The organism is Peribacillus sp. NPDC097198 (genome assembly GCF_044762055.1).
Classification (GTDB): domain Bacteria; phylum Bacillota; class Bacilli; order Bacillales; family DSM-1321; genus Peribacillus.
Window position 1 is genome coordinate 344,314 of the sequence record NZ_JBIWDO010000004.1, and the last position, 25,593, is coordinate 369,906.

Below are 25,593 nucleotides of genomic sequence, written 5' to 3' on the forward strand. Positions count from 1 at the left end.
CGGAGTCCGTATTTTTGCACGTAAATAGAATGTGGATAAAGAATTGGTCTCTATAAGAAAGCTGGATTGGAGCAAGATGGTAGGCACTTACATATCATTCAAAAAATTTGATAACTAAAGTTTTCCGATTTGCTAGAAAGCTGATAAAATAGGATGTATTAGTTAATATTGTCATGAAGAATGAAAGTGGTGAGGCTTCAGTGGAAGAAGAAAATCAACAACAGCCCAAAGATGAAGGCAAAATTGTGAAAATAAAAAAGTTTACGTTTATTATGGGGATTTTCTTACTCATATTTTTGACAGCAGGGATAACTACAATCGCGTTGACCTTTGGCGATGAAAAAGTAGAGTCACTTGCACCGAGTAATCATCCTGAATTTGAAAAGTTATATTCTACATATGATACGATCAAAGATAATTATTATGAAGAAATCGATGAGAACACGCTCGTGGATGGAGCTATAAATGGAATGATAGAATCGTTGGATGATCCTTATTCCTCTTATATGGATAAGAAAGAAGCCTCCAGTTTCCATGAGAGCATCTCTTCTTCCTTTGAAGGAATAGGTGCTGAAATCCAAGAGAAGGATGGACAGATCATGGTGGTTTCCCCTATTAAAGGATCACCAGCTGAAAAAGCCGGAGTCCGGCCTAATGATATTATACTAAGTGTCAATGGCAAAAGCCTTGATGGCTTAAGTTCTTCGGAAGCTGTCTTGAAAATCAGGGGGAAAAAGGGAACAAAAGTGGAACTTGCCATTTCAAGGGCGGGTGAAAAGGAACCGATTACTTTGTCCATTAAGCGTGATACCATTCCGATTGAAACGGTTTATTCAGAGATGCTTGATGATGGGATTGCCAAAGTGCAGGTTACAAGTTTTTCTGAGCATACGGTGGAAGAGCTGAATACGGCACTTGAAGACATGGATAAAGAAAAGATGAAAGGCCTAATATTGGACTTACGTGGAAATCCGGGTGGATTGCTTGACCAAGCGATCGCGATGGCAAACTTATTTATCCCGAATGGGGAAGTCATCCTTCAGGTCGAGGATCGAAAAGGAAAAAGAGAAGTCTATAAATCCCAGAATAATGGTGAGTTGAAGCTACCAGTGGTCGTATTAATTGATGATGGAAGTGCAAGTGCATCTGAAATCGTTGCCGCCGCTGTTAGTGAATCTGCGGGTATTCAGCTTGTAGGGGTAAAATCATTCGGGAAAGGGACCGTGCAAAAAGCCGCAGACTTTGATGATGGTTCCAACTTTAAGTATACAGCACAAAAATGGCTGACTCCGAAAGGCAATTGGATCCATAAAAAAGGGATTGAACCGGATATAAAAGTCAAGCTTCCCGAGTATGCCAATCTTCCATATATCTCTCCTGATAAAGGATTGAAAGTATCGGATTCCTCGAGTGAAGTAGAAGCAGCGGAGAAAATGCTGAAAGAAGCCGGGTATAATCCAGGAAAAGTGGATAAGTATTTCGATGAAGAAACAAAGGTAGCGGTCAAGGAATTCCAAAAGGATCATAAGATCAAAGAAACAGGTGTCATTAAAGACGATACAACCGTTAAATTGATGGAAGTCATTAGGGATAAAATCCTTAAAAATGATACTCAAGTGAAAAAAGCGGTGGAAGTATTGAAAAAGAAAATCAAATAATCTTTTATAAAAACAAGCGGCCTATCAGCAAGCATTTATTGCTGATGGGCCGTTTTTCGTATGCTTGACTTAGGTGTGTGTGTAATCCATAAGGTGACCATGGAAGAAGTACCAATGGGTGGGGAATGGAAGGGTATCCATGATGAAGTAGAATTTGAAGAAAACGAGCGGTAAACCCTGCTTGAGGAACATGAACTTTCATACAAGGCTAAGAATGATTACTACCGAAAAGCGGCAGAAAAATCAAAGAAGGCTAGATGCCACTCTGACTAAATTCTGCGATTATATCTATCAAAAAGAACCTCGTCAGAATAAATATAACAGGAGCAACTGAATGGGTTTCCAAGGTTAATCGTGAAAAGAATGAAGGGGCTGTCTAATAAGTCCTTATTCCAGTGAATTTCGCAAAAACAAAGAGGCAGAAATGTTGTTAAATCAACGTTTCTGCCTTTTACTATTTATTCAATTTCGGTGTGTAATTACACCTTTTGGGACAGCCCCTTGATTAATCCTTTATAAATAATTTCATTTTACAAAAAGCGGGATATTACTCCTGTAATCAGGTGAAATGATGCCATTTTCGGTAATGATGCTTGTAATAAGAGAATGGGGCGTAACGTCAAAAGCAGGATTGAATGTCTTCACATTTTCTGGTGCTATCCTGACTCCTTGTATAGAAGTGATTTCATCCCCATTCCTTTCTTCGATTGGGATGGAGATACCCGACTCGAGAGATAAATCGAATGTACTTGATGGTGCTGCTACATAGAAAGGAATATCGTAATGCTTAGCTAATATCGCCAAACCCAATGTACCAATTTTATTGGCTGTATCACCGTTTGCCGCAATACGGTCTGCTCCGACTATAATGGCTTCGATTTTTTTATGATGAATGGTGTGGGCTGCCATATTATCCGAGATTAATGTAACGTCCACTCCAGCTTGCATAAGTTCCCATGCGGTGAGTCGTGCCCCTTGCAAGACAGGTCTCGTTTCACAGGCATAGACCTTTATAGGAAAGGTTCTTTCCTGGGCCAGGTGGAAAGGTGCGAGGGCTGTTCCGTACCGTGCAGTGGCTATCCCCCCAGCATTACAATGGGTTAAAATAGAATCACCCTCGTTGAATAAAGACAATCCGTATTCACCAATTTTTCGGCACATCTCCACATCCTCTGAAAATAGCTTTTTTGCTTCAGCAACAAGAGCGCTTTTGGCTGAAGCGATGCTATTGGCTGCTTGTAGAGTATTCTCCATTCTTTTCAGTGCCCAAAAAAGGTTGACCGCTGTTGGTCTTGAAGAAGCGAGTGTAGTAACATGTTTCGTGACATTGTGTTTAAATTGCCATAAATCCGTGGTATTTTCCTGGATTGCACCAAGAGCAACGCCAAATGCTGCAGTTAGCCCGATAGCGGGGGCACCACGGACCTTCAAGGTCAAGATGCTGTCATATACATCTTTAACCGTAAAAAGTTCAATGAATTCTATTTTTGATGGCAAGGCCTGTTGATTCAATAAGGTAATATGGGTATCATTCCATTGGACGGAATAGGGTAGTGGCGTTGTAGTTGTCATATGTATATCTCCTTATAGGGCTGAATAGGAAGGCAATGTATATTGCTTTACGGCTTCTATCACTGCTGGAATATTCAGTTCTTTCCGATTTTTGATTATATGGGCCCCGATTTTCAAGGTAGCCGTTTTAGCTGTAATTCTAGTTTCTTTATTCTCAATGCCATTTAAATCAGCAACATGAGATAGGCCAATGGTTCTTCGAATTAGTTCACATCCTGCAAAGCCATATGCATCACCTTTAAACTTGTTGAGTACATATGGAAGATAACCTTCGATCTTACTGTAAGGACTTTTATTTTCAGAATTCCACAGGTTCGTATATGTTTCTTCAAATGTATTCCAAAATTCCTGAAGATGAGTAAAGATTTCTTCCTTCCCAGTGGCCTCGCGTGTTACTGCCTGGAATAGGAGATTCGCCATGTATTGTCCAAGGTCAAATCCAACAGGACCATAAAAAGCGAATTCAGGGTCAATTACCTTTGTTTCTGTATCACTTGCAAATATACTTCCCGTATGTAAATCGCCATGAAGAAGGGCCTCCTGCTCGGATTCGAAGCTTTGTTTTAACTTAGCCACTTCCAGTATTAAATCAGCATCTTTCCATATAGACTTGGCAGCCTCCAGCAACTCAAGCTCAAACTCGCCTGGATGTTCCTCCAAAAAAGGATCCGTGAAAATGAAAACCTCAGTAATCTTGCAGAGTTCTGGATTCGTGAAGTTCCGGGCAACCTCTTTTTTCGCTGCCGGTTCCAAATGAAAATCAGACGTATAAAAAGCGGTCTTTGCAACAAATTCACCAATGTGTTTGGATAATAGAGGGAAATGATCTCCTTCAATTAATCCGGTCCGGGCGATTTTCAAGTGTGATAAATCTTCCATGACGGTGATTGCAAGCTGTTCATCAGAATAATAGACTTGTGGGACAAGTTCGGGACAATAGCTTCTGAATTGAATTAATGCATTCGCTTCGATAGCCGATCTTTTTAAAGTCAATGGCCAGCTTTCACCAAGAACCTTTGCGTAAGGAACTGCTTGTTTGATGATAACTCCTTTATTTGTTACGGGATTTGTAACGTGAAAAACATAATTTAAATTTCCGTCACCGATTTCATTACATAGTAATGAGTCATCTGAATGCAGTAACCCAAGTTTCTTCGTTAGGTCAATTGCCGTTTCGTTTGTCAATAGCTTGAAATTTGATGGTTGAGTCATTGTTATCCCTCCAAGTACATTAAAAAATATGAAAAAGCCCCTTTCCCATAGAAAGAGGCAGAAGCTTCACTTCGAACCTCTTATCTCCCAGAAAGAATTCTTTCTGGTGGATTTGGCACCGTGCTCTGTGGATATAATCCGGCGGAATTCCCGCCCCATTTCACAATGGTATTACAGTCGGTTGCTGGGCTTCATAGGGCCTTTATCCCTCAGCCTGCTCTTGATAAGAGTATTGTATTTATTTTCAGAAAATTAATCTCGAATGAATGATATCAATATTTCAAATAGTTTGTCAATGGTAAATTAATAAAACTCCGGCCGCCGATCTTCGAAAACGGGTATTTTATTTCTTGCTTCTCCTACTTTTTCTAAGTCAAGGGTGCCGAGTAGAAGTTCTTTTTCTTCACCAGCCTCACAAATGATTTCTCCCCACGGGTCGATGATGATGGAATGTCCGGCAAAATGATTATTTCGGTCAGAACCGGAACGATTCACAGCCACAACGAAGGCTTGGTTTTCTATTGCCCGGCTGATTAACAGTGCCCTCCAATGATGGAGCCTAGGCTTTGGCCACTCGGCGGTCACGAAGATAACCTCCGCACCTCGTACCGTATGGGCCCGTTGCCATTCCGGAAAACGGATATCATAGCAAATGAATCCGGCGCAAATCTTTTCATCGAGGGAGAATAAGCCGTCTTTTTTGCCAGGTTGTAAGTAATGGTGTTCATCCATCAATTGAAACAGATGGAGTTTATCATATTCTTTAACCAGTTTGCCTTCTTTATCGATGATGAGCATTGTGTTATAGATGCCTTCCTTAGTTTTCTTTGCAATCGAGCCACCGATTATGTTAATTCGGTGTTTTTTTGCAAGGGCTTTTAGAAAGGTAATGGTTTGTTCTGCTTCTTCGTCTGCAATTTCATGTAATCTCGTTAAGTCATAGCCGGTTGTCCATAGTTCCGGCAGCATGACGATGTCCGGTTTAGACTGTACAGCTTTTTCAATCCATTGTTCTGCCACCTGGAAATTTATATCTGGCTGTCCAAAGGCAATGTCCATTTGTAAACAGGCGATTTTCCATTTCATCATTTAAAACCTCCATATGTAAAAAAGTACTTTACAAGATTAAGATAAACATATATCATTTGTGACTATAATTTCAAGAAATTTCAGAGAAGGTGCAAAGATGGTGCAATTCGAAAAATCCAGACTTCTTCAAGAGCTTCCAAAGCAGTTTTTTGCTTCTTTAGTCGAAAAAGTTAATAACATAACATCAGAAGGCAAGGATGTCATTAATCTTGGGCAGGGAAATCCAGACCAACCGACTCCTGAACATATCGTGAAGAGCCTGCAGACAGCAGCAGGAAATTCCATGAATCATAAATATTCTCCTTTTAGGGGGCTTCCCTATTTAAAAGAAGCTGCGGCCCTCTTTTATGAACGTGAATATGGCGTCAAGCTAGATCCTAAAACGGAAGTGGCGATTCTTTTCGGTGGAAAGGCTGGTCTAGTCGAATTACCGCAATGCTTGTTGAATCCAGGCGATACAATTTTAGTGCCTGATCCGGGCTATCCAGATTACCTGTCAGGTGTAGCGTTAGCCCAAGCTAAAACGGAAATTATGCCCTTGACCGAAGAAAATGATTTTCTTCCCGATTATAAGGAAATAGATAAAGAGGTTTTTGACAAAGCGAAGATGATGTTCTTGAATTATCCCAATAATCCCACAGGAGCATCGGCGTCAGCAGAATTCTTCGAAGAAACGGTTTCCATGGCAAAAGAACACTCGATATGTGTGGTCCATGATTTCGCATATGGTGCAATTGGGTTCGATGGGAAAAAACCGGTAAGCTTCCTTCAAGCAGAAGGATCAAAAGAAGTGGGGATAGAAATTTACACCCTTTCTAAAACATATAACATGGCGGGGTGGAGGGTTGGCTTTGCGGTTGGCAACCAGAGTGTCATCGAATCGCTTGAATTATTGCAGGATCATCTTTACGTCAGCCTTTTTCCCGCAATACAAGAAGCCACGGCATGCGCCTTACTGGATTCACAAGAGTGTGTGAAGGAACTCGTGAACATGTACGAAGGACGACGAAATGTATTTATCGAAGGGTTACGATCCATTGGATGGGATGTCCAGGCTCCAGATGCTTCCTTCTTTGCTTGGCTAAAGGTCCCTGAAGGATATACTTCAGCGAGCTTTGCAGATCATTTACTGGCACATGCCCATGTAGCAGTTGCACCAGGAAATGGTTTCGGTGAATTTGGTGAAGGATACGTCAGGGTGGGACTTCTCACTTCAGAAGACAGACTCCAAGAAGCGGTAGAAAGAATTCGTACATTGAATATATTCAAAGAAAATCAGTGAGATATTGAATAGTTTGAACATTATACCTATTGACAAAGTATGAATTGCGTGAAAGAATATAAAAAAGAATTCTAAATTTTTAGTTAAGATACATAAACGAAAATATAATAGCATTTTCTTATTTTGAGCAGGTGGAGGGACTAGCCCGATGAAGCCCAGCAACCGACTGTAATACCATTGTGAAATGGGGCGGAGATAATACCGCCGGATCATTTTATTGATTCCGTAAGGCACGGTGCTAATTCTTGCAGCTATAGAGCTGGGAGATAAGAAGATGGCTTTTTCAAAGCCTCTTCTTTAGGAAGGGGCTTTTACATTTTTAACAGAGAATTGGAGTGCAACTTTGTTCGCAGATGGTTAGAAGCTTGTTAAAGGAAAGACCAACAATGACAACTTTAAGAATGACTTTTACGTATTGGGAGTGATCAGATGAGCGAAATAATCGCTACGTATTTACTTCATGACTTCAAAGGAGAGCATGAGAAAAAAGCAGAAGGCATTGCGTTAGGATTGACTGTAGGGACATGGACTGAACTTCCTCACTTGGTACAACAGCAACTGGAAAAACATAAAGGTAGGGTAGTTTCCGTAACACCCCTTCCCGAAGAAGAGCGAGTTAATCTCTATTTCGGTCAAAAAGTGTACCGTTCAACAATCAGGATTGCCTACCCGGCAGGTAATTTTTCTAATGATCTACCGGCTATCTTGACGACAGTATTCGGTAAATTGTCATTGGATGGGGAAATCAAATTGATGGATTTGGACTTTGTCGGCGATATTCAAAAAGCCTTTCCAGGTCCTCGATTCGGAATTAGTGGGATCAGGGAAAAAATTGATGTGTTTGACCGCCCCCTAGTGATGAGTATTTTTAAAGGTGTGTTAGGTCGAGACCTCGCCTTTCATAATGAACAATTGGAGCAACAGGCATTGGGAGGAGTCGATCTTGTCAAGGACGATGAGATTCTTTTTGACCAAGATCAGACGCCTTTCATCGATAGAGTCAAAACCGGAAAGGCCATTTTGAAAGGTATCTATGAGACAACGGGACATCGAACCTTATATGCTGTGAACCTGTCAGGAAAAACACTAGAACTATTGGATAAAGCTGAACTGGCAGCCGAAGCCGGCGCAGATGCCTTGTTATTTAATGTTCATACATATGGATTGGATGTTCTACAGGCTTTACGCGAAAATGACCGGATCAACTTACCGATCATGGCTCATCCGGCATATAGCGGAGCATTAGCTTCATCTTCATTTTATGGACTCAGCTATCCGCTTCTCCTTGGAAAACTGGTGAGGATATCAGGTGCAGATTTATCCCTCTTTCCCTCTCCATACGGAAATGTGGCACTCGATAAAGCAGAGACATTGGCGATTGCTGAAGGATTGACGAGAAATGAAACATCTTGGAAAAGGACTTTCCCGGTTCCATCGGCAGGTATCCATCCTGGCATGGTTCCAGATCTCATCAAGGATTTTGGGATAGAAAGTGTGATCAATGCTGGTGGGGGCGTCCATGGTCATCCGGATGGTGCAAAAGGCGGAGCTAAGGCCTTCCGTTCCGCAGTAGAAGCTGTCCTTTCCGGAAAATCATTGTCAATCGCGGCTGAGGAAGATGAGGAACTTCAAAAAGCACTGGCCCTATGGGGAGGGCTATAATCATGGTCAAACCGATCATTTTCTGTGATTTTGATGGAACGATCACCAACTCGGATAATATCATCTCAATCATGAAGAAGTTTGCCCCGCCCGGCTGGGAGGCATTAAAAGATGGTGTTCTTCAGCAAAAAATCAGCATTTCCCACGGTGTAGGGGAAATGTTTTCCCTGCTGGATAGCGATTTAAAGGAGGACATCATTCAATATGTGAAGGAGACAGCGGGTATTCGCCAAGGGTTCAGTGATTTTGTGGAATTTACAAAAAAATCAGATATTCCTCTCTATATTGTCAGTGGTGGAATGGACTTTTTCGTTGAACCTCTTTTGAATGACCTCTTACCTGTAGAGAATGTCTACTGTAATCATGCCGACTTCAGTCAGGAAGAAATTATGATTGAGTGGCCGCATACTTGTGATGACCAATGTAATCATGGGTGTGGTTGCTGTAAACCTACGATTATGAGAAAGCTTTCTACAAAGGATCAGTATAAATTGGTGATTGGAGATTCCGTTACCGACTTTGAAGCGGCTAAACAGGCAGATTTTGTTATTGCCCGTGACAGGCTCCTTGAAAAGTGCCGCACAGAAGCCATTCCCCATAAAGAGTTTGAAACTTTCCATGATGTGATTGATATTCTAAAAAAAATGCAGGAGGTGTAAGGGTGACAGCTTCAAAAGAGTGGCAGGAACTAGCGCAAATAAAGGGAGAACTAGCCGAGAGAGATTGGTTCATGGGGACGAGTGGAAATTTATCGATCCGTGAGGCTAATAGCCCTTCTTTTTATATAACCGCAAGTGGCAAGGATAAACGCAAGCAGACAGATTCCGATTTTATTTTGGTGGATTTGTCAGGAAAACCAGTCGAAATGACCGAGCTCAGACCTTCCGCTGAAACTCTTCTTCATACAGAGATTTATCGGAAAACGGATGCCAATTGCGTCCTCCATGTCCATACAGTAGAAAATAACGTGATTTCCGAGTTATATAGTGAAGTTGGGGAAGTGACTTTTTGTCATCATGAAATTATCAAGGCTACTGGACGATGGCAGGAAGATGCAGAATTGAAGATACCCATCATCCATAACCATGCAGATATTCCGTTGTTGGCTGAGACATTCAGTCCCTATGTCGATGCAGACTCAGGAGCGGTGCTTATCAGAAATCATGGTATAACCGTATGGGGAAAAAGCGGGTTGGAAGCAAAAAAAATCTTAGAAGCATGTGAATTCCTGTTTCAATATCAGCTGTTACTTAACCAGCAAAAGATATTGACAGGTTCGCTCAGCTAAAAATATAAAGGAGGAAAAATAATGGCTACAATTAGATTCCAAGAAACAAATGAAGTAATTGAAACAAATGAAGAGGTTCAGAGCTTTTTAGAGACTCAAGGCGTAATTTACGAACAATGGGATATTTCAAAATTGCCAGCCCATCTGGTGGAAAAATATGATCTTACGGATGAAGATAAACAAGAGATTCTTGATGCTTTCCAGTCAGAGATTAAAGAAATTTCGGAAAGAAGAGGATATAAAGCGCATGATATTATCACATTATCCGATTCCAATCCGAATTTGGACCAATTGTTGCAGAACTTCAAGCAGGAACACCATCATGAAGATGACGAGGTACGGTTCATCGCTGGGGGAACGAGTATCTTCGCCATCGAGGGTAGCGAGGGAAAATGGTTCGATGTCCGACTTAACCCTGGAGATTTGATCAGCGTACCTGAATCGACTCGTCACTACTTCACGCTAGCGGAAGATAGAAGAACAGTCGCGGTCCGTATTTTCGTTACAGCGGCCGGCTGGGTTCCGATATATGAAAAAGATGAAGTTCAGGCATAATAAAAGTGTGAAAAAACCAGCTTTCGGGCTGGTTTTTTTATGTGGCCCCGCAGGGTGCTTAAGCGGGAAAAGTATGATAAAATTTTAACGGAAATAAAAATCGTGTACATTATAGGAGAAGATACTAATGAAAACGACCGAAGTATATATATTAGGCGGCTTTCTCGGTAGCGGGAAGACGACGCTTCTTCGAAATATATTAAAGCAGGAAAGTGAAGCGGGTAGAAAAGTGGCCGTGCTTTTAAATGAACTTGGCAGTGTATCGGTGGATAGTGGTTTGATTGGCGATGACGTACCGTTAAAGGAATTGTTTGATGGTTGCATTTGTTGTACCCTTCAGGACAAGCTTGAAATTCAGCTGCAAGAATTGTTGACCGAAAATGATCTAGATGCCGTTTATATTGAAACAACAGGTGCAGCACATCCAGTAGAAGTACTCGATGGAATCATGTCACCATTTTTTGCTAATAAGTTAGAGTATAAAGGGATTATCACGGTGGTCGATTTATTGAGGTGGCGTGACCGCGAACAGCTCTCGCCACAGCTTAGACAGTTGTTGTCCGAGCAAATACACCACGCAGATTTCATCTTATTAAATAAAGCGGATTTGGTAAGTGAAATGGAAGCATCCCAACTCATCTATTCCATTCAGGGGTTGAATCCAGAAGCCGTATGTTTATTGACGGAATATGCAGCCGTATCTATAGGTTCCCTGCAACAAATGCATAGGAACCAACATAAAAACCATCAAAAGCTCGAAGTACATAGCCATCTTCATTTAAGTGCAATCGTGCATACTTTTACAGGGACCATTAATCAAACCGACTTTGAGGATTGGCTCAGGGCCCTCCCTGAAACGGTATACAGGATGAAAGGATATCTTTCCTTCACGCATTCGCAGCATCCTTACTTATTCCAATATTCTTATGGGATGCCATTGTATATGAATGAAATGATTAAAATGCCTTTGAATATCGTCATAATCGGCGAAAAACTGGATAAAGAGAAGATAATCAATGAGTTAAAAGCTTTGGAAGTGAAAGCGGCGATATAGGCGTTTACCACCAATCGAAACCGGGAAAAGAGGAGGACTAGTTATCGAGGAGGTGGTTATGGATGCCGTGGAACAAAAGCGATTATCCTAATTCAATGAAAAATCTTGATGCAGATGTCCGTGAAAAAGCCATTGAGATAGCGAACGCTTTACTTGATGAAGGATATGAGGACGGGAAAGCTATTCCAATCGCCATTGATCGAGCAAAAATGGCAGTCGGAAAAGAATAAAAAAATCAGGCCCCTTAAAGCATGGGCCTGATTTTTTTATGACTGCAGTCCAAAAGCTGCAAATGTTTTCTCATCTTCAATAAGCCCACATGCTGCGCACTGTACTCGAACTTCAGGACCATTATAGGCTAGGTGAAACGGCTGAAGGGCATCATTTGAGTACTGTTCGACAATCTCACCGGATTGCGGATCTTTCTTAACAGGGGTGGGAACCTGTTCAATGAGATTGAAACGGGATTTATTTGTCCTGCAATTCGGACAACGATATACTTGAGACAATTCACTCACTCCTTTAGAAGTAATAAAGTTAAAATATACTTATAGTCTTTACGAAGATAATTTTTAATATGTATAAATTAGTAATGGATGGAAGGGAAATGGATGAAAAATTTAATGAATGATGAGACAATATTGGAGGCTTATCTAAGCCTATGGAATAACAGGAGGGTATTGAAGGGGGAAGAAGAACCGTCAAAAGTTCTGTCAGAACTTATCCGACGTGAACTCTTGGATGAAAATGCCCATCCTCGGGCAAGGAAGCCAATTCATGATAAATTTCATTTAAGTGTCAATCGGGTGAGGGAATCCTCTCTTACCGATGCAGAAAAGACAGCAATCATTTCAGCTTACCATGCGGTACAGGAACGACTGTTGGCTTCAAAGTGAAGCGGGAGTTGTTCATCATTTTTCTTTTTTGCTTCATACTTTTTTCACATTTTATTGTTAGAATATTTGAAAATAGCTTTTAAACGAATGAGGAGTCAAAGTCATGATGCGGGTCATTCCCCTTTTGCTTGCCGTTGCCCTGCTTTGTGGATGCGACAGCAATGAAACGTATACCAAAATAAACCTGGATAAATCTTTTTTGGCTACTGTCAACATTAAAAATACAAGCTTGACGTTCCTGGATGAAAACTATCAGCGCTTTGCCAGTTGGGATATTTCTGAACCCTTTACAGGAGCTTTGCTCTTAGCGGACAAAGATACGCTCCTTCTGTATGGAAAGGAGATGTCGACGATTGAAATCTTTTCCCTATCCGCTGGTAAACACATAAACAGCTGGAATTCAGGGAAGGGGATCGTCAATATGCTTATGCTAGAAGAAGACAAGGGGATTGTGGCTGTCAACCAATTGAATCATTCCATTTCCTTTTTAGATGAAGAAGGCAAGGAGCAAGACAGGGTCAGGGTTGGTCAAAGCCCCTTAACCGTACTTCAAGGGAAGCAATCACATAATTTATTTGTCGTTAATTTTGGGGATACCATCTGTTCGGTGATTGATCTTGAAACAAAAAAAGTTGATCGGGAGTTTACGATAAAGAGTTCCTCCACAGGCGCTTTAGTAAGGGAGGAAAATGAAGAAATTTGGATAGGCGGTCATGGTGAGGGAAAAAAGGTAGAAGAAAATCTCTATATTTATTCGACAGAGACGGGAAAGTTGAAGAAAAGGATTAAGGCGGCGACTATGCCAATAAAATTCATTGAAAATGATGACGGGATTTTTATTCTGAGTCATGGTTCAAGTTCTTTATATAAATTGAATGACAAATATGAAGTGATCAAGAGCCTTGTTGTAGGTGTCAATCCTTTTGAAATGGGAAACTTCAAGGGGGATTTGATAGTGGCAGGGTATGACAGTGATGAAGTGTATATAGTGGATACTGAAACCATGGAGGTCAAGAAAACGGCAAAAGTCGGTGAAGGTCCATTTCAAATGTTGGTTAGGGAGTAGATAACATGCATCATTACACCATTTTAATCGTTGATGATGAAGAAGATATGCGTAACTTGGTAGAAATGTATTTGCTTAACTCAGGATATAAATGTCTTCAAGCGGATAATGGGAGAATGGCTATATCCCTGCTTGAAGTTCATGATGTAGATTTAATCTTAATGGATATCATGATGCCGGAAATGGACGGTTTTTCCATATGTGAAAAAATCCGCTCACAATCTGAAGTCCCTATCATTTTTGTCAGTGCAAAAGGTGAGGAATGGGATATGGTAAAAGGATTAGGGATAGGTGCCGATGATTATTTGGTGAAACCTTTTAATCCAGGTGAACTGGTGGCCAGGGTTGGAGCGGTACTACGCAGAGCAGGGAAAATGTCATTGAAACGAGAAGATACAAATAGCATTCAGCTGGGTGAAATTAACGTCAACCTTGATTCCAGAACTGTGTCTCTAGAGGGGAAGCAAGTGATATTGACATTGAAGGAGTTTGAATTGCTCGTATTCCTCATCCGTCACCAAAATCAAGCGCTGAGCCGCGAGCAGCTCCTCGAGAACATTTGGGGCGGAGAATATGGCGGTTCTTTACGTACGGTAGATACCCATATCAAAACGTTAAGGATGAAATTGAAGACTGACGACTATATTCAAACGGTATGGGGCATTGGCTATAAAATCGAGGAAAAACATGTGGAATAAGCGACCGTCCCTATCTATTAAAATATGGGTAACGATTATTGCCGCAATTATTCTATCGGTTCTATTCGCATACTCGCTATCACAATATTATTACAAAAACTTATATGTAAAAAAAATTAAAACAGATTTAGTTAATGAAGCCAGCTTGCTTGGTGTGGACTATTCCGGAGGGGAAATCACTGAAGATTTCGTGGAAAAGGTAGAATGGTTCAATAGTAAAAATGATAGTGAAGTCTTTGTTGTCAGCAACCCAAGGGAATTAAGTGCTTGCCTGCCCTTTGAAATCGATTATGACACCCTCATTTCAGAAGAAGAAAGGCAACTCCTATTGGCCGGACAAGCCGTAGAAAAAGAAGGGTATGAGAAAAGGTTCGATAAGAATATTGTAGCGGCAATTATTCCTTTAAACGATGGAGATCGCCTTGAAGGCATCATCTATACATATATTCCCGTTGATTCGATTACCGATTTACTTAGAGAGTTTGCAGCAAAATGGTTGGGGGCCGTATTTTTATTTTTAATTGTTGTGATTTTCTTTATGACAAAATGGTTGAAAAAGTTGGTCAAGCCGATCAAGGAAATGGAACACGCTGCCAATCGCGTTTCGGATGGTGATTATAATATTAAGCTTCAAGTCAAGAGCCAAGACGAAATAGGGAGTTTGGCTCAAGCATTCAATGAGATGGCACAGTCCATTTATTTAGAAGAAGAAAGAAAAAAAGAATTCCTCGAAAATGTAGCACATGAGCTTAGAACACCATTGAGCTACGTTTTAGGATATACGCAGGCCATTAAGGATGGCATTGTGAAAGATGAAGAAGAAAAACAAAAATACCTTCAACTCATTTCAAGGGAAACGCAAAGGCTGCAAAAACTTTTAAGGGATTTAATGAATTTAGCTAAGTTGGACAGTGAACAAAGTGGTCTTCATAGTACGCCAATTGCCTTTGCCCAATTCATAGAAGAAGTGTTGGTTAAATATGAGCCTATTATGAAAGAAAGGCAAATCCGGTTGGAGGTTGAACTAGATCCTGACCCGATTATTATGGGTGACGAAGGAAGAGTAGAACAAGTTCTTCATAATATCCTGGATAACGCCATTACATATACGGAAACGGGGGGCACCATCTACTTAACATTGACCCAGCAAAAAGGAGTGTGTGAACTAATCATCGGAGATACTGGAAGAGGAATACCGGCATTAGATCTCCCCCATGTGATGGAACGCTTTTATCGAGTAAACAAAGCACGAAGCCGATTTGATGGGGGCTCGGGGCTGGGGCTTTCCATCGTCAAGAAATTGGTTGAGCAGCAAAAAGGTAAAATTACTATAGAAAGTGAGGAACAGATAGGTACAAAAGTTAGCATAGTGCTACCGACTATAGTAGATGAATGGAATTAATAAAAAAGGGGAATGGCAATGAAAAAAATGATGATTGTAATGTGTGTAGCTTTAGCCCTACTGGCTGGTTGTGGTAAAGAAGAGGAGATTCCAAAACTGCTGAATGTAGATCTAACGGTCGAACCTACTAAAGGGGAAAGGGACGAGCCTGTAACATTCAAGGCAAAAGTGACCTATGGTGAAGAAGAAGTGAAGGATGCAGATGATGTGAGCTTTGAAATATGGCTGGCAAATAGTGACGATCATGAAAAAATAGCCGCCACCCATAAAGGAAATGGAATCTATGAATTGGAAAAGGCGTTTAATGAAGAAGGAACTTATTATGTATATGCCCATGTAACGGCTAGGGATATGCACAATATGCCTAAGAAGGAATTCATAATCGGAACTCCAAGCTCACCCGAGGAAAATGGTGGTTCCAAAAATATGGATGAGATGGATCATGACGAAAGTGATCATTGAAAATAAATTTTTTTGTCACAATTTCTCGTAGTGAAAAAAGGTTCGGTAAAACTCGAACCTTTTTTCAATTCTATTGAATCTTCATTATTTTTCAAAAAAATAAAGAAAAAGGAACATTATAAATGTGTTTCATACGAAATATTTGTAATATAAAAGTAAAAAAAGTCATATCAATAAGGGTTTATACAAGTTGTCAACTAAAAGTTATTAGTATTCCATGGTAATGGTAATACGTATCTTCCATTGACAAAAAAATCATGGAAAATATATGAATATGTAAGAAATAGCAAAACATTGATAGAATAAGGTTTATCTCTATGACTATGAAACTAGGATAATATTCCTTCCGATCAATTGTTGTTAGATGTGGCATTGGAAATTGATGGTGCCTTTATTACAAAAAATGCATGATATGATATTTCCAGAGCCAAGACACATCAATGAATTAACGGGAGGAAATACAAATGAAAAAGAAAATGTTCATATCAGCAGCAGCAGCTGCAGCTATAATTTTTACAGGAGCGGGTGCTAGCCAAACTGAAGCGGCAAGCTGTGAAACTGTGAAACAAGTAACATATAAATCTATCAATCAGGAAGATATACAAAAAGTACTTGAACAATACTTAGCTAAGTATAATATTGCAATGCCAACTTCACACTTCGCATTCCAACAATTAGTACAGCAAGTACAATTAACACCGGAAGCAAAAGCTGAAACACCGGAAGAAGTAGCAGCACCAGAAGCACAACCTGAAGCACAACCTGAAGCAACAGAAGAAGTAGCAGCACCAGAAGCACAACCTGAAGCAACAGAAGAAGTAACAGCACCAGAAGCACAACCTGAAGCAACAGAAGAAGTAACAGCGCCAGAAGCACAACCTGAGGCAACAGAAGAAGTAACGACAGAGAAAACAAATGAGGAACAAAAAGAGACAAGCTCAGAATTAAGTGCTTTTGAACAAGAAGTAGTTACACTAACAAATGCTGAGCGAGCAAAACAAGGTCTAGCAGCTCTTGAAATTGATACAGAATTGAGCAAGGTAGCCCGTGCGAAGTCTCAAGATATGAAAGACAATAATTATTTTGATCATAATAGCCCCACGTACGGTTCTCCATTCGATATGATGAAACAATTCGGAATTAGTTATACATCAGCTGGAGAAAACATCGCACAAGGTCAACAAACACCAGAAGAAGTGGTTGAAGCTTGGATGAACAGCCAAGGCCACCGTGAAAATATCATGAATGCAAGCTTTACTCATATCGGTGTTGGATATGTAGAATCAGGTAACTACTGGACTCAACAATTCATCGGTAAATAATAAGTTTAATAGAATAAAAAGAGTGTACCTTGAAATTTGAGGTACACTCTTTTTTGCGTTAGTTCAGAAATGATTGCATGTACTCGTTCTAGAGGAATTAAAATTCTGAAACATCGATTTCGGAATACTGCGAATTAAAGCTTTTAGGCAGACGGATTTCTAATGTACCGTCTTTATATTGTGCAGCAGCACCTTTTTTCTTAACGAGAGCAGGCAATGTAATCACATGTCGGTCCGATGCTTCTGGTATACCTTCAACGATTGATTGATTAGAAGTATGTTTCAGTTTCATTTGTTTGAGCCAGGCTTCATCCTCGATGGGTATTCTTATGAAGACAAATGAATGCGTTTCGAAAACTTCTGAATGTAAGGGGTGTTCTGAAGGCTTATTATCCTTTTGGAAAGGATTATTAGCTTGGTTCGTCATTCCTTGCATATTTTCTGGTATGACTTGTGTAAATACCTTTTCAATAAAGGTCTGTACATCACTTTGCTGCATATTCTTTAAGAAGTCTTTTTGATTTGAGTTTTTCTGGAAAGAAAAAAGTGAATTCCAAGGAAACATATTGAATTCCTTTCTCCTGCATTTCTGGTGACAGGGTTATTTTTGTTATTTTATGCAGGCTCAAACCTATGGGTTCATTTTCTGATATGTTAATTTTTAGGAAAATAACTCGTGCCTATGTATAATATAAAATAAAAATCATTTGGTAAAGAGGGATGCCTGTGGATGAAAAAGTAGCTGTTATTACGGGAGGAGCAAAGGGAATCGGTAGAAGGACTGCCTATTCCCTAGCAAGTATGGGGGCGTCAATAGTCATCACCTATCGGAAAAGTCAAAAGGAAGCAAAAGCATTGGTACAAGAATTGAGGGAAATTTACTCAGTAAAAGCATTGGCAATTGAAGGCGATGCTTCAGTTGAGAAAGATTGCAAGAGCCTGGTGGAAGTGGTTATGGATACTTTTGGAAGAATCGATTTCTTCATCCATAATGCAGGACCTTATTTGCATGAACGAAAATCCATGACCGAGTATAGCAGTGAAGAATGGAATTACATGATGAACGGTAATCTAAATGGTTTTTTCTTTATGACAAAGGAAATCATCCCTCATATGCGAAAGCGAAGATGGGGTAGGATCATCACGCTCGGTTTTGACCGTTGTGAGACGGCACCTGGCTGGATTTACCGCTCGGCGTTTGCTGCTGCAAAAAGCGGGTTGACCTCTTTAACAAGAACATTGGCATTAGAAGAAGCAACCAATGGAATCACGGTCAATATGGTCTGTCCAGGGGATATCGTAGGTGCATGGAAGGAAGCCGAGATTTTTATGGCCAAGGGGGAGAAGGATGAGTTGGTCCCGGTAGGAAGACCCGGAACAGGAGGAGACGTTGCACGAGTCATTACCTTTTTGTGCGAAAATCAATCTGATTTCATTACCGGAAGCGTCATTCCAATCACAGGCGGAAGTGATATTCTAGGTAAAATCAATAAGAACTAATAGGATAGATAAAGATAAGAAAAGGTGAAGAAAGGATAAATCCTTTTTTCACCTTTTTAAGCGGTTTTATTGAATTTTATATGCTGAATGTATCGTAAACGAGCGGCCAGACCTATTGCTCCTAGTGCCAAACCTGAGATTAAACCGACCCAATATCCGAAAGCTCCCATTTCCGTAAACTTAGCAAATAGATAGCCTATAGGCAGTCCGAGTGCCCAATAGGAGACAAGTGACATAGCGAAAGTGACATTGACATCTTTGTATCCACGTAATACTCCCTGAATGGGTGCCTGCAGGGCATCGGATATCTGAAAGAAGATGGCATAGATCAAAAAATGGGAAGTTAGTGCAACTACAGCGTGATCTTTTGTGTAGAGAGCAGCTACAGGTTCCCGGAAGAAAAATAGGATAGCTGAACTGACGAGGGCCATCGACAGAGCCATGATTATTCCTATCTTGCTGTATTCACGGGCGTCATTATATCGTTTAGCACCAATTTCATATCCAATGACAATGGTTAGGGCCATAGATATACTAAGCGGCATCATATAAAGCAATGACGCGAAATTCATCGCAATTTGATGTGAAGCAATAGTGATCGTATCATATTTACTCATGAAGAGGGTAACGGCTGAGAAAATGCTTGTTTCGAAAAAGATGGCCAATCCGATAGGGACGCCTATCTTTAATAGGGACCGCCATTCAATCCAAGATACCCTGAAAAATTCATGGAAAACGAGATAGGAAGAGAACGGATTCATTTTCACCACGACTAAGATGGCAATGATAGCGATTAACCAATAGGTAATCGCGGTGGCATAACCAGAACCGACCCCTCCAAGTTTCGGAAAACCAAATTTTCCGTATATGAGAAGGTAATTGAACACAACATTTATCGGAAGTGCGATCAACGTAATGACCATCGAAATTCTTGTTTGACCCAGTGCATCAATGAAGGATCTTAAGGCATTGTATATGAATAATGGAACAATCCCGATTGATAGGGCAACCAGATAGTCATGCGCGACCCGGTGGACAGTTGAATCCAAATCCATGGCATTCAAAATAGGGTTTAAAACAAATGAGCCGACGACTAAAACTATGACGGCTAAGGATATGGCCAAGTATATGGCCTGCATCACTGAAAAGGATACCAATTTTGTACGTCTTGATCCGATTAGCTGTGAGACGACCGGAGTCAAGGCAATCAAAATGCCACTCAATCCCGTATAGACTGGAGTCCAGAGCGAACTTCCTATCGAGACGCCGGCAACATCTTCGGTACTGTATTGGCCCGACATCATCACATCAAAAAAAGTCATGGCATAGAGACTGATTTGGGTGATGAGGATAGGTATCAAAATATAAAATAACAAACGGATCTTTTCTGACTTTTTATAAGTTTGATTCATCGATGTACCTCGGTGTATGAAATTTTTTCACAATGAAAGAATTATATCATAAAATCCCTTGAACATTTTGATTTTATTTAAGGCAAGATATAAAAAGGGACTGCCGGTATTTAGGCAGTCCCTTTTGTCAGTCATGCATGGATTGAAAATCGTTCATGTCTGCTGTATGCGAATCGGTTTGTAGGATGAATGCCTGAGAAGGGATGGCAATCTGGACATCTTCTTCTTCGAGGATATCCAAAATCTTAAAGTTGATATCTTCTTTGATGGCTAAATACTCCCCATAGTTGGTTTCGTTTGAGAAGAAATACAAATAGATGTTGAAACCCGTATGGCTGAACTCATCAAATTTCACCAGTATGGTTTCGGGATGGACTTCCGGATGGTCAGTAAGCATTTTTTCAACTCTCTTAATGACATTTTCCAACTTGTCCTTTGGCGTTGTGACATTCACGCCTAAATGAAAAGCAATCTGCCTTTTGCCCATCTTCGACCAGTTGATGATTGGTTCATTCGAAAGGGTGGCATTCGGAACCGTAACGAGAGCCTGCGCAAATGTACGAACCTTCGTACTACGAAACGTAATGTCCTCAATCGTCCCTTCGACACTTGGTGTTTTAATCCAGTCGCCGATAGTAAAAGGTTTTTCGGTAACGATAACGATTCCACCGAAGAAGTTACTGACAGTATCCTTTGCAGCAAGGGCAAAGGCTAGACCTCCTAGTCCAAGACCTGCAACAAATCCATTGACGTTAAATCCCCATTCTTCCGCAATGATGGATGCTCCCAGTGCCAAGATAATCAATTTAATGATTTTCGTTAAGAACGGCATCACGATTTGATCGACTTCCAGTCCGAATTTACTAACTAACTTAGGGAACAAGATGGTTAAAATCGAGCTGATATTGAAAATCGTCCAAAAGAACAAGAAGACAAAGACCGAACGGTATATCTTCGATCTCATAATTTCTGATGGGATGTCAATTGGAAAGTAGTGCATCGAAATGATGATCCCTATCAAAACGATGAGCCATCTTACTGGTTGCTCAATGGCTAGCATTAGGTTGGCGGCAAATTCAATTTTTCTTTTTTTTGCGATTTTAAGGAAAAATTTGAAAATATAAGTAGTGAATGCTTTCCTTAACAAAAGGACCAGAAGGAAAATGACGATAGAAATTCCTAGTTGTGTCCATGCATCAATTCCTTCAAATTGATTAAGAGATTCAGAAACTTCTTGCAATGTAATGTTCCTCCAATGTATTCTGTAGAATTGTAGAATACTAAGATTATAATATATTCAGAGTGAAAATGAAAAAATAATCGCTCATTGCATTTATTACGTTATTCTATATCATTGTTTGCATTTTCGAGTAAATATACCCTTGAAATGTGGTACTATGGATGGAAAGTGATTTTTTAAGTTTGGAAGGTGGAAATTTTGACTAAGAAAGTAGTGTTTACCGGTGGAGGTTCAGCCGGTCATGTGTCAGTTAATGCAGCAATCATCCCGGAATTTTTAAAACATGAGTGGGATGTTACTTATATCGGTTCTAAAAAAGGGATTGAAAAAGATATCATTGAAAAGGAATTTCCTGAAATTCGATATGAAACGATTTCAGTTGGTAAATTCCGGCGGTACCTTTCTGTAGAAAATGCAAAAGATCCTTTCCGTGTAATAAAGGGGATTTTTGACGCAAGAAAGATTTTAAAACGAACTAAGCCTGACTTCATTTTCTCAAAAGGTGGATTTGTTTCGGTTCCGGTCGTATTGGCAGCAAGGATGTTGAAAATCCCCATAGCGATTCATGAATCTGACTATACACCAGGGCTAGCCAATAAAATTGCCATGCCGCTTGCTTCTAAAATATTCACGACATTTGAAGAGACGGAAAAGGACTTGCCAAAAGATAAGGCCATGTACCTTGGAGCGGTACTACGTGATGGGATATTCACAGGTAAACCTTCAAAAGGCAAGACCATTTGTGGTTTCACGAATAGCAGGCCCGTATTATTGGTCATGGGCGGCAGCCTTGGAGCGGTTAAAATAAATAACTTGATAACGGATAACTTGGATCAATTATTAAAGGATTATCAAATTATTCATATTTGCGGAAAAGGTAATGTCAAGTCGGAACTTAAGCAAAGAGGGTATGCCCCATTTGAATACGTACATGAAGAACTATTCGATTTGCTAGCGTCTGCTGATGTTGTTGTATCAAGAGCAGGTTCGAATTCAATTTTTGAATTCCTCGGCCTACAAAAGCCAATGCTACTTATTCCACTTAGTGCGGCCGCATCCCGTGGGGATCAGATTTTAAATGCTGCAAGCTTTGAAAAGCAAGGCTTCTGTAAGGTGATTCAGGAAGAGGAATTATCAGATCAAGTCTTTAACCAGGCACTTCTTGATCTAGTCAATAATTCCGACGCATACCAAACGAAAATGCGTCAAAAGCGTCCGTTCAAAACTGCGGCGGAAATGTATGAATTGTTGACGAATGTAATGAAAAGTAAAAAGTAGGTTATTATTTCCCTTCCTCAAGCATATCTTTTTTCGAAAAGAGGAGGGGGAAGGATGGCTCACCAATACTCGAAAGGATGGTTCATTCAGCAGTTAAAAACTGCAGGAATCAGTTATCATCCTATTGAACGAAGAAAGTTAGAATTGTATAAAACCTATGAGTTAAGACATTTATATGAACTCACTAAAAAAGAAAAAACATAAGGGAGCCGCAACGTATTACGTTGCGGCTCCCTTATGTTTTTTCTTGAAGTGTCTTTTAGAAATAGACCCTATAACTTTTCTTTTTGGATATATTCCTATAACACTGCAAATGCTATTTATTATTCCAAAACAATGAATGCTTTATAGTTATGGATAAAACTTTTCCCTTATGGAGTTTAAAATATGACAAAGATTAATTTTAATTCTTCACTACCGATAGTCATCCTTTCGGTAGGATTGCTGAACCACGTTATGATCATTCCTTTGGTATTGGATGTGGCAGGAAGAGATGCTTGGATATTTGCTGTTCTCACAGGTGTTTTATCTATTGGTTGGGCGTTCCTTCTGTATTGGATTTTAAAGAAGAAAAAAACGGAGCATCTTTTTCCCTGGTTGGCAAATCGAATGGGAAAACGGTTTACAAAGGTAATATGTTTCGTGCTTTCAGTATATTTGATCACGATCATCTTGACGACGGCTAAAGATATGGTTGACTGGGTCCGTACCACGTCCTTGCCGGAAACACCTTCAATCGCCATTATTATACCTTTTGCGTGTATATGTGCCGTGCTTGCGTATTCTAACCTTAAGACCATTGCCATTAATTCAGCGATTTTATTACCCATTGTGATTGTTTTAGGTATCTTTGTAGCTACTGGTAATATACCCGAAAAAAACTATGATTTTCTCTTTCCACTATTTGAGCAGGGTTATTTTTTTGGGATTAAATCAATGTACTACATTGCAAATGGATATCTGGAGTTGATTATCGTTATATTATTTCAGCATCATCTTTCAAATGGAGAGGCCATTAAACTGAAAACGGTATTGGGGATGATGGGCATCATCACGGTATTAATCCTTGGCCCGCTTACCGGTGCCATTATTGAGTTCGGCCCAATTCTTTCTAGCGAAATGCGATATCCGGCTTATGAACAATGGCGCTTGTTGACTATCGGGAAGTACATTGCCCATACAGACTTTTTTTCCATATATCAATGGATTGCTGGCGCCTTTATTCGGGTATCAATGGCGATGTTTTTACTTCCGGATTTATTAAGAGTAAAAACAGCGAATATGAAGAAAGGGATCCTGTTGGTCCTGGCAATAATGATGATTATTATCAATGTAATTCCCTTAAGCGATATTCATTTTTATACATTCTTAAAGAACTATTATTTTCTGGGTACTTTCTTTTTGCTCATTATCCTTATTCTTTTATTTACAGTGGTAGCCAAGATGAAACCTAAACGAAAGGTGGTTCCTGATGAAACGATTCAAAAGCGCCCATGATAAACCATACTATTATACGGAAGAAGTTTTTCGAGAGCTTTTCAGGAATAGTTCGGATATTTTATTTAGGGTAATGGAAAGTGAACAGAATAAAAAAGCGAACATCCTCTTATTTTATTACCCCGGAATGGTAGATACAATTGAATTGAATAATAATGTATTGCAATACATTCACGTTATGCTGGAGCAAAAGGATGATCATGAAAAGCTCGAGCCTCCATTTCATCCTTCTTTGACTTTGACAGAGCTTTCTTGCAGTCCGATTGATAAAGAGGACATAAGTAGACGGGTATTCAGCGGGGAAATCCTTATTTTTTTCCAAGTAACACAGCAGCTTTTTGCATTACCTTTACCAGACATTCCAAACAGGAGTCCGGAGGAATCATCATTTGAAATTTCTCTTCGGGGCCCACGGGATGGGTTTGTGGAAGATCTTGCAACGAATGTGGCTCTCATACGTAAAAGGATGCGAACAGCTTCGCTATCCTATGAAGAGTTTACCATTGGGAAGAGCACCCAAACAAAAGTCGCCCTAATGTATATAGAGAACATAATAAATCCTGAACTTGTTAAGCTGGTAAGGAAAAGACTGAATGAAATTGATATTGATGTATTGATTAGTAATCAACAGCTTGAGGAGTTGATCTCAAAGGCAAATTTCAGGCTGTTCCCACTGACTCATTATACGAGTAGACCCGATTTTTGCGTGGGATCATTAAACCAAGGCAGGTTCATTGTACTTATGAATGGTTCACCCACCGTCATCATAGCACCGACAACATTATTGCTTCAGATTAAAGCGGCCGAAGATTCAAGCCTTCCTTTCATATTCGTTTCTTTAGAAAGGCTTCTACGAGTCTTTGGATTGGTGTGTTCTATATTGCTTCCAGGTTTTTGGGTGGCATTATCGGCGTATAACATAGACCAATTGCCTTTTCCTTTACTTGCAACAGTCAGTATCTCCAGATTGGGACTACCTGTCTCTGTTGCGCTTGAAATGTTTCTCATGCTAGGGTTATTCGAGTTGTTCCGTGAATCGGGAGTACGGTTACCTCAAGCAGTTGGCCAGACTGTTGCAGTCGTTGGTGGTTTGATCGTCGGTGATGCAGCAATTCGTGCCGGATTGACATCTCCAACAATGCTTGTCATTGCTGCAGTCACGTCAGTGGCTTCCTATACCTTGGTTAATCAATCTTTGACAGGGGTCGTATCAATCATCCGTTTATTAATCTTAATACTTAGTTCTATTCTAGGTATTTATGGTTTACTTATTGGATTTATATTCGTTACTTTTTGGGTTTCCTCTCTCGAGTCGTTTGGAGTACCTTATATGAATGAACTTTCACCTCCAAGTCTTTCGAAAGTTTCAGATGCTTTTATAAAAATCCCATGGAATGTTAAGAAAAAAACTAAAGGCGCTCTAGACCAAACGGAAAAGGGGGAGTAAA

Annotated in this window: 25 protein-coding genes, 1 pseudogene and 2 riboswitches; of the genes and pseudogenes, 19 read left to right on the forward strand and 7 right to left on the reverse strand. The window is 40.1% G+C overall.

All coding sequences use genetic code 11. The annotated features are described in order from the left end of the window. Positions 1-200 precede the first annotated feature (200 nt). Entirely contained in the window at positions 201-1,658 is a 1,458-nt protein-coding gene (locus tag ACIQXQ_RS09475) for a lmo1851 family serine protease (protein ID WP_483878329.1), read from the forward strand. A 525-nt stretch (positions 1,659-2,183) separates the two neighbouring features. On the opposite strand, the gene mtnA is transcribed toward ACIQXQ_RS09475, so the two are convergent. The 3 genes from mtnA to ACIQXQ_RS09490 form a co-directional block, all read right to left on the reverse strand. Beyond that, on the reverse strand, positions 2,184-3,230 hold the full coding sequence (gene mtnA, locus ACIQXQ_RS09480) for an S-methyl-5-thioribose-1-phosphate isomerase (protein ID WP_402868945.1): 1,047 nt from the start codon (positions 3,228-3,230) through the stop codon (positions 2,184-2,186). Positions 3,231-3,242: 12 nt separating this feature from the next. Further along, positions 3,243-4,448: an S-methyl-5-thioribose kinase gene (gene mtnK / locus ACIQXQ_RS09485; RefSeq protein WP_402869862.1), complete on the reverse strand. Its 1,206-nt coding sequence runs from the start codon at positions 4,446-4,448 to the stop codon at positions 3,243-3,245. Positions 4,449-4,519: 71 nt separating this feature from the next. After that, positions 4,520-4,672, reverse strand: a riboswitch (SAM riboswitch). A gap of 73 nt (positions 4,673-4,745) precedes the next feature. Beyond that, positions 4,746-5,528 carry a carbon-nitrogen family hydrolase gene (locus tag ACIQXQ_RS09490; protein WP_402956977.1) on the reverse strand — a complete coding sequence of 261 codons (783 nt, stop codon included), beginning with the start codon at positions 5,526-5,528 and terminating at the stop codon, positions 4,746-4,748. 100 nt (positions 5,529-5,628) lie between these two features. On the opposite strand from ACIQXQ_RS09490, the gene ACIQXQ_RS09495 reads away from it, so the two are divergent. From ACIQXQ_RS09495 to ACIQXQ_RS09525, 7 genes and pseudogenes are all read left to right on the forward strand, one after another. Then, positions 5,629-6,813 (forward strand): pyridoxal phosphate-dependent aminotransferase, encoded by a 1,185-nt coding sequence (locus ACIQXQ_RS09495; protein WP_402868943.1) that lies wholly within the window; start codon positions 5,629-5,631, stop codon positions 6,811-6,813. Positions 6,814-6,928: 115 nt separating this feature from the next. Further along, positions 6,929-7,086: riboswitch (SAM riboswitch) on the forward strand. 156 nt (positions 7,087-7,242) lie between these two features. Then, the gene (gene mtnW, locus ACIQXQ_RS09500; RefSeq protein ID WP_402956863.1) at positions 7,243-8,475 is read left to right on the forward strand and encodes a 2,3-diketo-5-methylthiopentyl-1-phosphate enolase; all 1,233 of its coding nucleotides are present in this window, start codon (positions 7,243-7,245) and stop codon (positions 8,473-8,475) included. A gap of 2 nt (positions 8,476-8,477) precedes the next feature. Beyond that, on the forward strand, positions 8,478-9,134 hold the full coding sequence (locus tag ACIQXQ_RS09505) for a 2-hydroxy-3-keto-5-methylthiopentenyl-1-phosphate phosphatase (protein WP_402868939.1): 657 nt from the start codon (positions 8,478-8,480) through the stop codon (positions 9,132-9,134). 2 nt (positions 9,135-9,136) lie between these two features. After that, the gene (locus tag ACIQXQ_RS09510) at positions 9,137-9,763 is read left to right on the forward strand and encodes a methylthioribulose 1-phosphate dehydratase (protein WP_402956865.1); all 627 of its coding nucleotides are present in this window, start codon (positions 9,137-9,139) and stop codon (positions 9,761-9,763) included. Between the two features lie 21 nt (positions 9,764-9,784). Continuing rightward, entirely contained in the window at positions 9,785-10,318 is a 534-nt protein-coding gene (locus tag ACIQXQ_RS09515) for a cupin domain-containing protein (protein ID WP_402868936.1), read from the forward strand. Positions 10,319-10,445: 127 nt separating this feature from the next. Further along, positions 10,446-11,372: a CobW family GTP-binding protein gene (locus ACIQXQ_RS09520; protein ID WP_402868934.1), complete on the forward strand. Its 927-nt coding sequence runs from the start codon at positions 10,446-10,448 to the stop codon at positions 11,370-11,372. Between the two features lie 62 nt (positions 11,373-11,434). After that, positions 11,435-11,581 (forward strand): annotated as a pseudogene (locus ACIQXQ_RS09525) (DUF2188 domain-containing protein); the annotation flags it as partial. Between the two features lie 57 nt (positions 11,582-11,638). Here ACIQXQ_RS09525 and ACIQXQ_RS09530 read toward each other — a convergent pair. Then, the gene (locus ACIQXQ_RS09530; protein WP_402868932.1) at positions 11,639-11,881 is read right to left on the reverse strand and encodes a DNA alkylation repair protein; all 243 of its coding nucleotides are present in this window, start codon (positions 11,879-11,881) and stop codon (positions 11,639-11,641) included. A gap of 102 nt (positions 11,882-11,983) precedes the next feature. Between ACIQXQ_RS09530 and ACIQXQ_RS09535 the strand changes: the two genes are divergently transcribed. The 6 genes from ACIQXQ_RS09535 to ACIQXQ_RS09560 all read left to right on the forward strand — a co-directional run bounded on the left by ACIQXQ_RS09535 (position 11,984) and on the right by ACIQXQ_RS09560 (position 17,218). After that, a complete protein-coding gene (locus ACIQXQ_RS09535) occupies positions 11,984-12,268 on the forward strand; it encodes a hypothetical protein (RefSeq protein ID WP_402956867.1) in 285 nt (94 codons plus the stop codon). A 103-nt stretch (positions 12,269-12,371) separates the two neighbouring features. Then, on the forward strand, positions 12,372-13,334 hold the full coding sequence (locus tag ACIQXQ_RS09540; protein ID WP_402956869.1) for a YncE family protein: 963 nt from the start codon (positions 12,372-12,374) through the stop codon (positions 13,332-13,334). Between the two features lie 5 nt (positions 13,335-13,339). After that, positions 13,340-14,032 carry a response regulator transcription factor gene (locus tag ACIQXQ_RS09545; RefSeq protein WP_402956871.1) on the forward strand — a complete coding sequence of 231 codons (693 nt, stop codon included), beginning with the start codon at positions 13,340-13,342 and terminating at the stop codon, positions 14,030-14,032. Further along, on the forward strand, positions 14,022-15,434 hold the full coding sequence (locus ACIQXQ_RS09550) for a sensor histidine kinase (RefSeq protein WP_402956873.1): 1,413 nt from the start codon (positions 14,022-14,024) through the stop codon (positions 15,432-15,434). Before ACIQXQ_RS09545 ends, ACIQXQ_RS09550 begins: the two co-directional genes overlap by 11 nt. A gap of 18 nt (positions 15,435-15,452) precedes the next feature. Further along, positions 15,453-15,896 carry a FixH family protein gene (locus tag ACIQXQ_RS09555; protein ID WP_402956875.1) on the forward strand — a complete coding sequence of 148 codons (444 nt, stop codon included), beginning with the start codon at positions 15,453-15,455 and terminating at the stop codon, positions 15,894-15,896. A gap of 464 nt (positions 15,897-16,360) precedes the next feature. Beyond that, the gene (locus ACIQXQ_RS09560) at positions 16,361-17,218 is read left to right on the forward strand and encodes a CAP domain-containing protein (RefSeq protein WP_402956877.1); all 858 of its coding nucleotides are present in this window, start codon (positions 16,361-16,363) and stop codon (positions 17,216-17,218) included. A gap of 97 nt (positions 17,219-17,315) precedes the next feature. Here ACIQXQ_RS09560 and ACIQXQ_RS09565 read toward each other — a convergent pair whose 3' ends face one another. Next, positions 17,316-17,783: an Hsp20/alpha crystallin family protein gene (locus tag ACIQXQ_RS09565; protein ID WP_402956879.1), complete on the reverse strand. Its 468-nt coding sequence runs from the start codon at positions 17,781-17,783 to the stop codon at positions 17,316-17,318. Positions 17,784-17,944: 161 nt separating this feature from the next. On the opposite strand from ACIQXQ_RS09565, the gene ACIQXQ_RS09570 reads away from it, so the two are divergent. After that, positions 17,945-18,718: an SDR family oxidoreductase gene (locus ACIQXQ_RS09570; protein ID WP_402956881.1), complete on the forward strand. Its 774-nt coding sequence runs from the start codon at positions 17,945-17,947 to the stop codon at positions 18,716-18,718. Positions 18,719-18,774: 56 nt separating this feature from the next. On the opposite strand, the gene ACIQXQ_RS09575 is transcribed toward ACIQXQ_RS09570, so the two are convergent. Together ACIQXQ_RS09575 and ACIQXQ_RS09580 are read right to left on the reverse strand one after the other, a co-directional pair. Beyond that, positions 18,775-20,130: an MATE family efflux transporter gene (locus tag ACIQXQ_RS09575; RefSeq protein ID WP_402956883.1), complete on the reverse strand. Its 1,356-nt coding sequence runs from the start codon at positions 20,128-20,130 to the stop codon at positions 18,775-18,777. A gap of 127 nt (positions 20,131-20,257) precedes the next feature. After that, complete coding sequence (locus tag ACIQXQ_RS09580) at positions 20,258-21,370, reverse strand: mechanosensitive ion channel family protein (protein ID WP_402956885.1); 1,113 nt, start codon at positions 21,368-21,370, stop codon at positions 20,258-20,260. 189 nt (positions 21,371-21,559) lie between these two features. On the opposite strand from ACIQXQ_RS09580, the gene ACIQXQ_RS09585 reads away from it, so the two are divergent. From ACIQXQ_RS09585 to ACIQXQ_RS09600, 4 genes are all read left to right on the forward strand, one after another. Continuing rightward, a complete protein-coding gene (locus tag ACIQXQ_RS09585) occupies positions 21,560-22,648 on the forward strand; it encodes an undecaprenyldiphospho-muramoylpentapeptide beta-N-acetylglucosaminyltransferase (protein WP_402956887.1) in 1,089 nt (362 codons plus the stop codon). Between the two features lie 54 nt (positions 22,649-22,702). Beyond that, positions 22,703-22,852 carry a YflJ family protein gene (locus ACIQXQ_RS09590; protein ID WP_402956889.1) on the forward strand — a complete coding sequence of 50 codons (150 nt, stop codon included), beginning with the start codon at positions 22,703-22,705 and terminating at the stop codon, positions 22,850-22,852. A gap of 183 nt (positions 22,853-23,035) precedes the next feature. After that, complete coding sequence (locus tag ACIQXQ_RS09595) at positions 23,036-24,145, forward strand: endospore germination permease (RefSeq protein ID WP_402956891.1); 1,110 nt, start codon at positions 23,036-23,038, stop codon at positions 24,143-24,145. Then, positions 24,120-25,592, forward strand: coding sequence for a spore germination protein (locus ACIQXQ_RS09600; protein WP_402956893.1), 1,473 nt, complete (start codon positions 24,120-24,122; stop codon positions 25,590-25,592). The genes ACIQXQ_RS09595 and ACIQXQ_RS09600 overlap by 26 nt, the downstream gene beginning before the upstream one ends. Position 25,593: the final 1 nt, after the last annotated feature.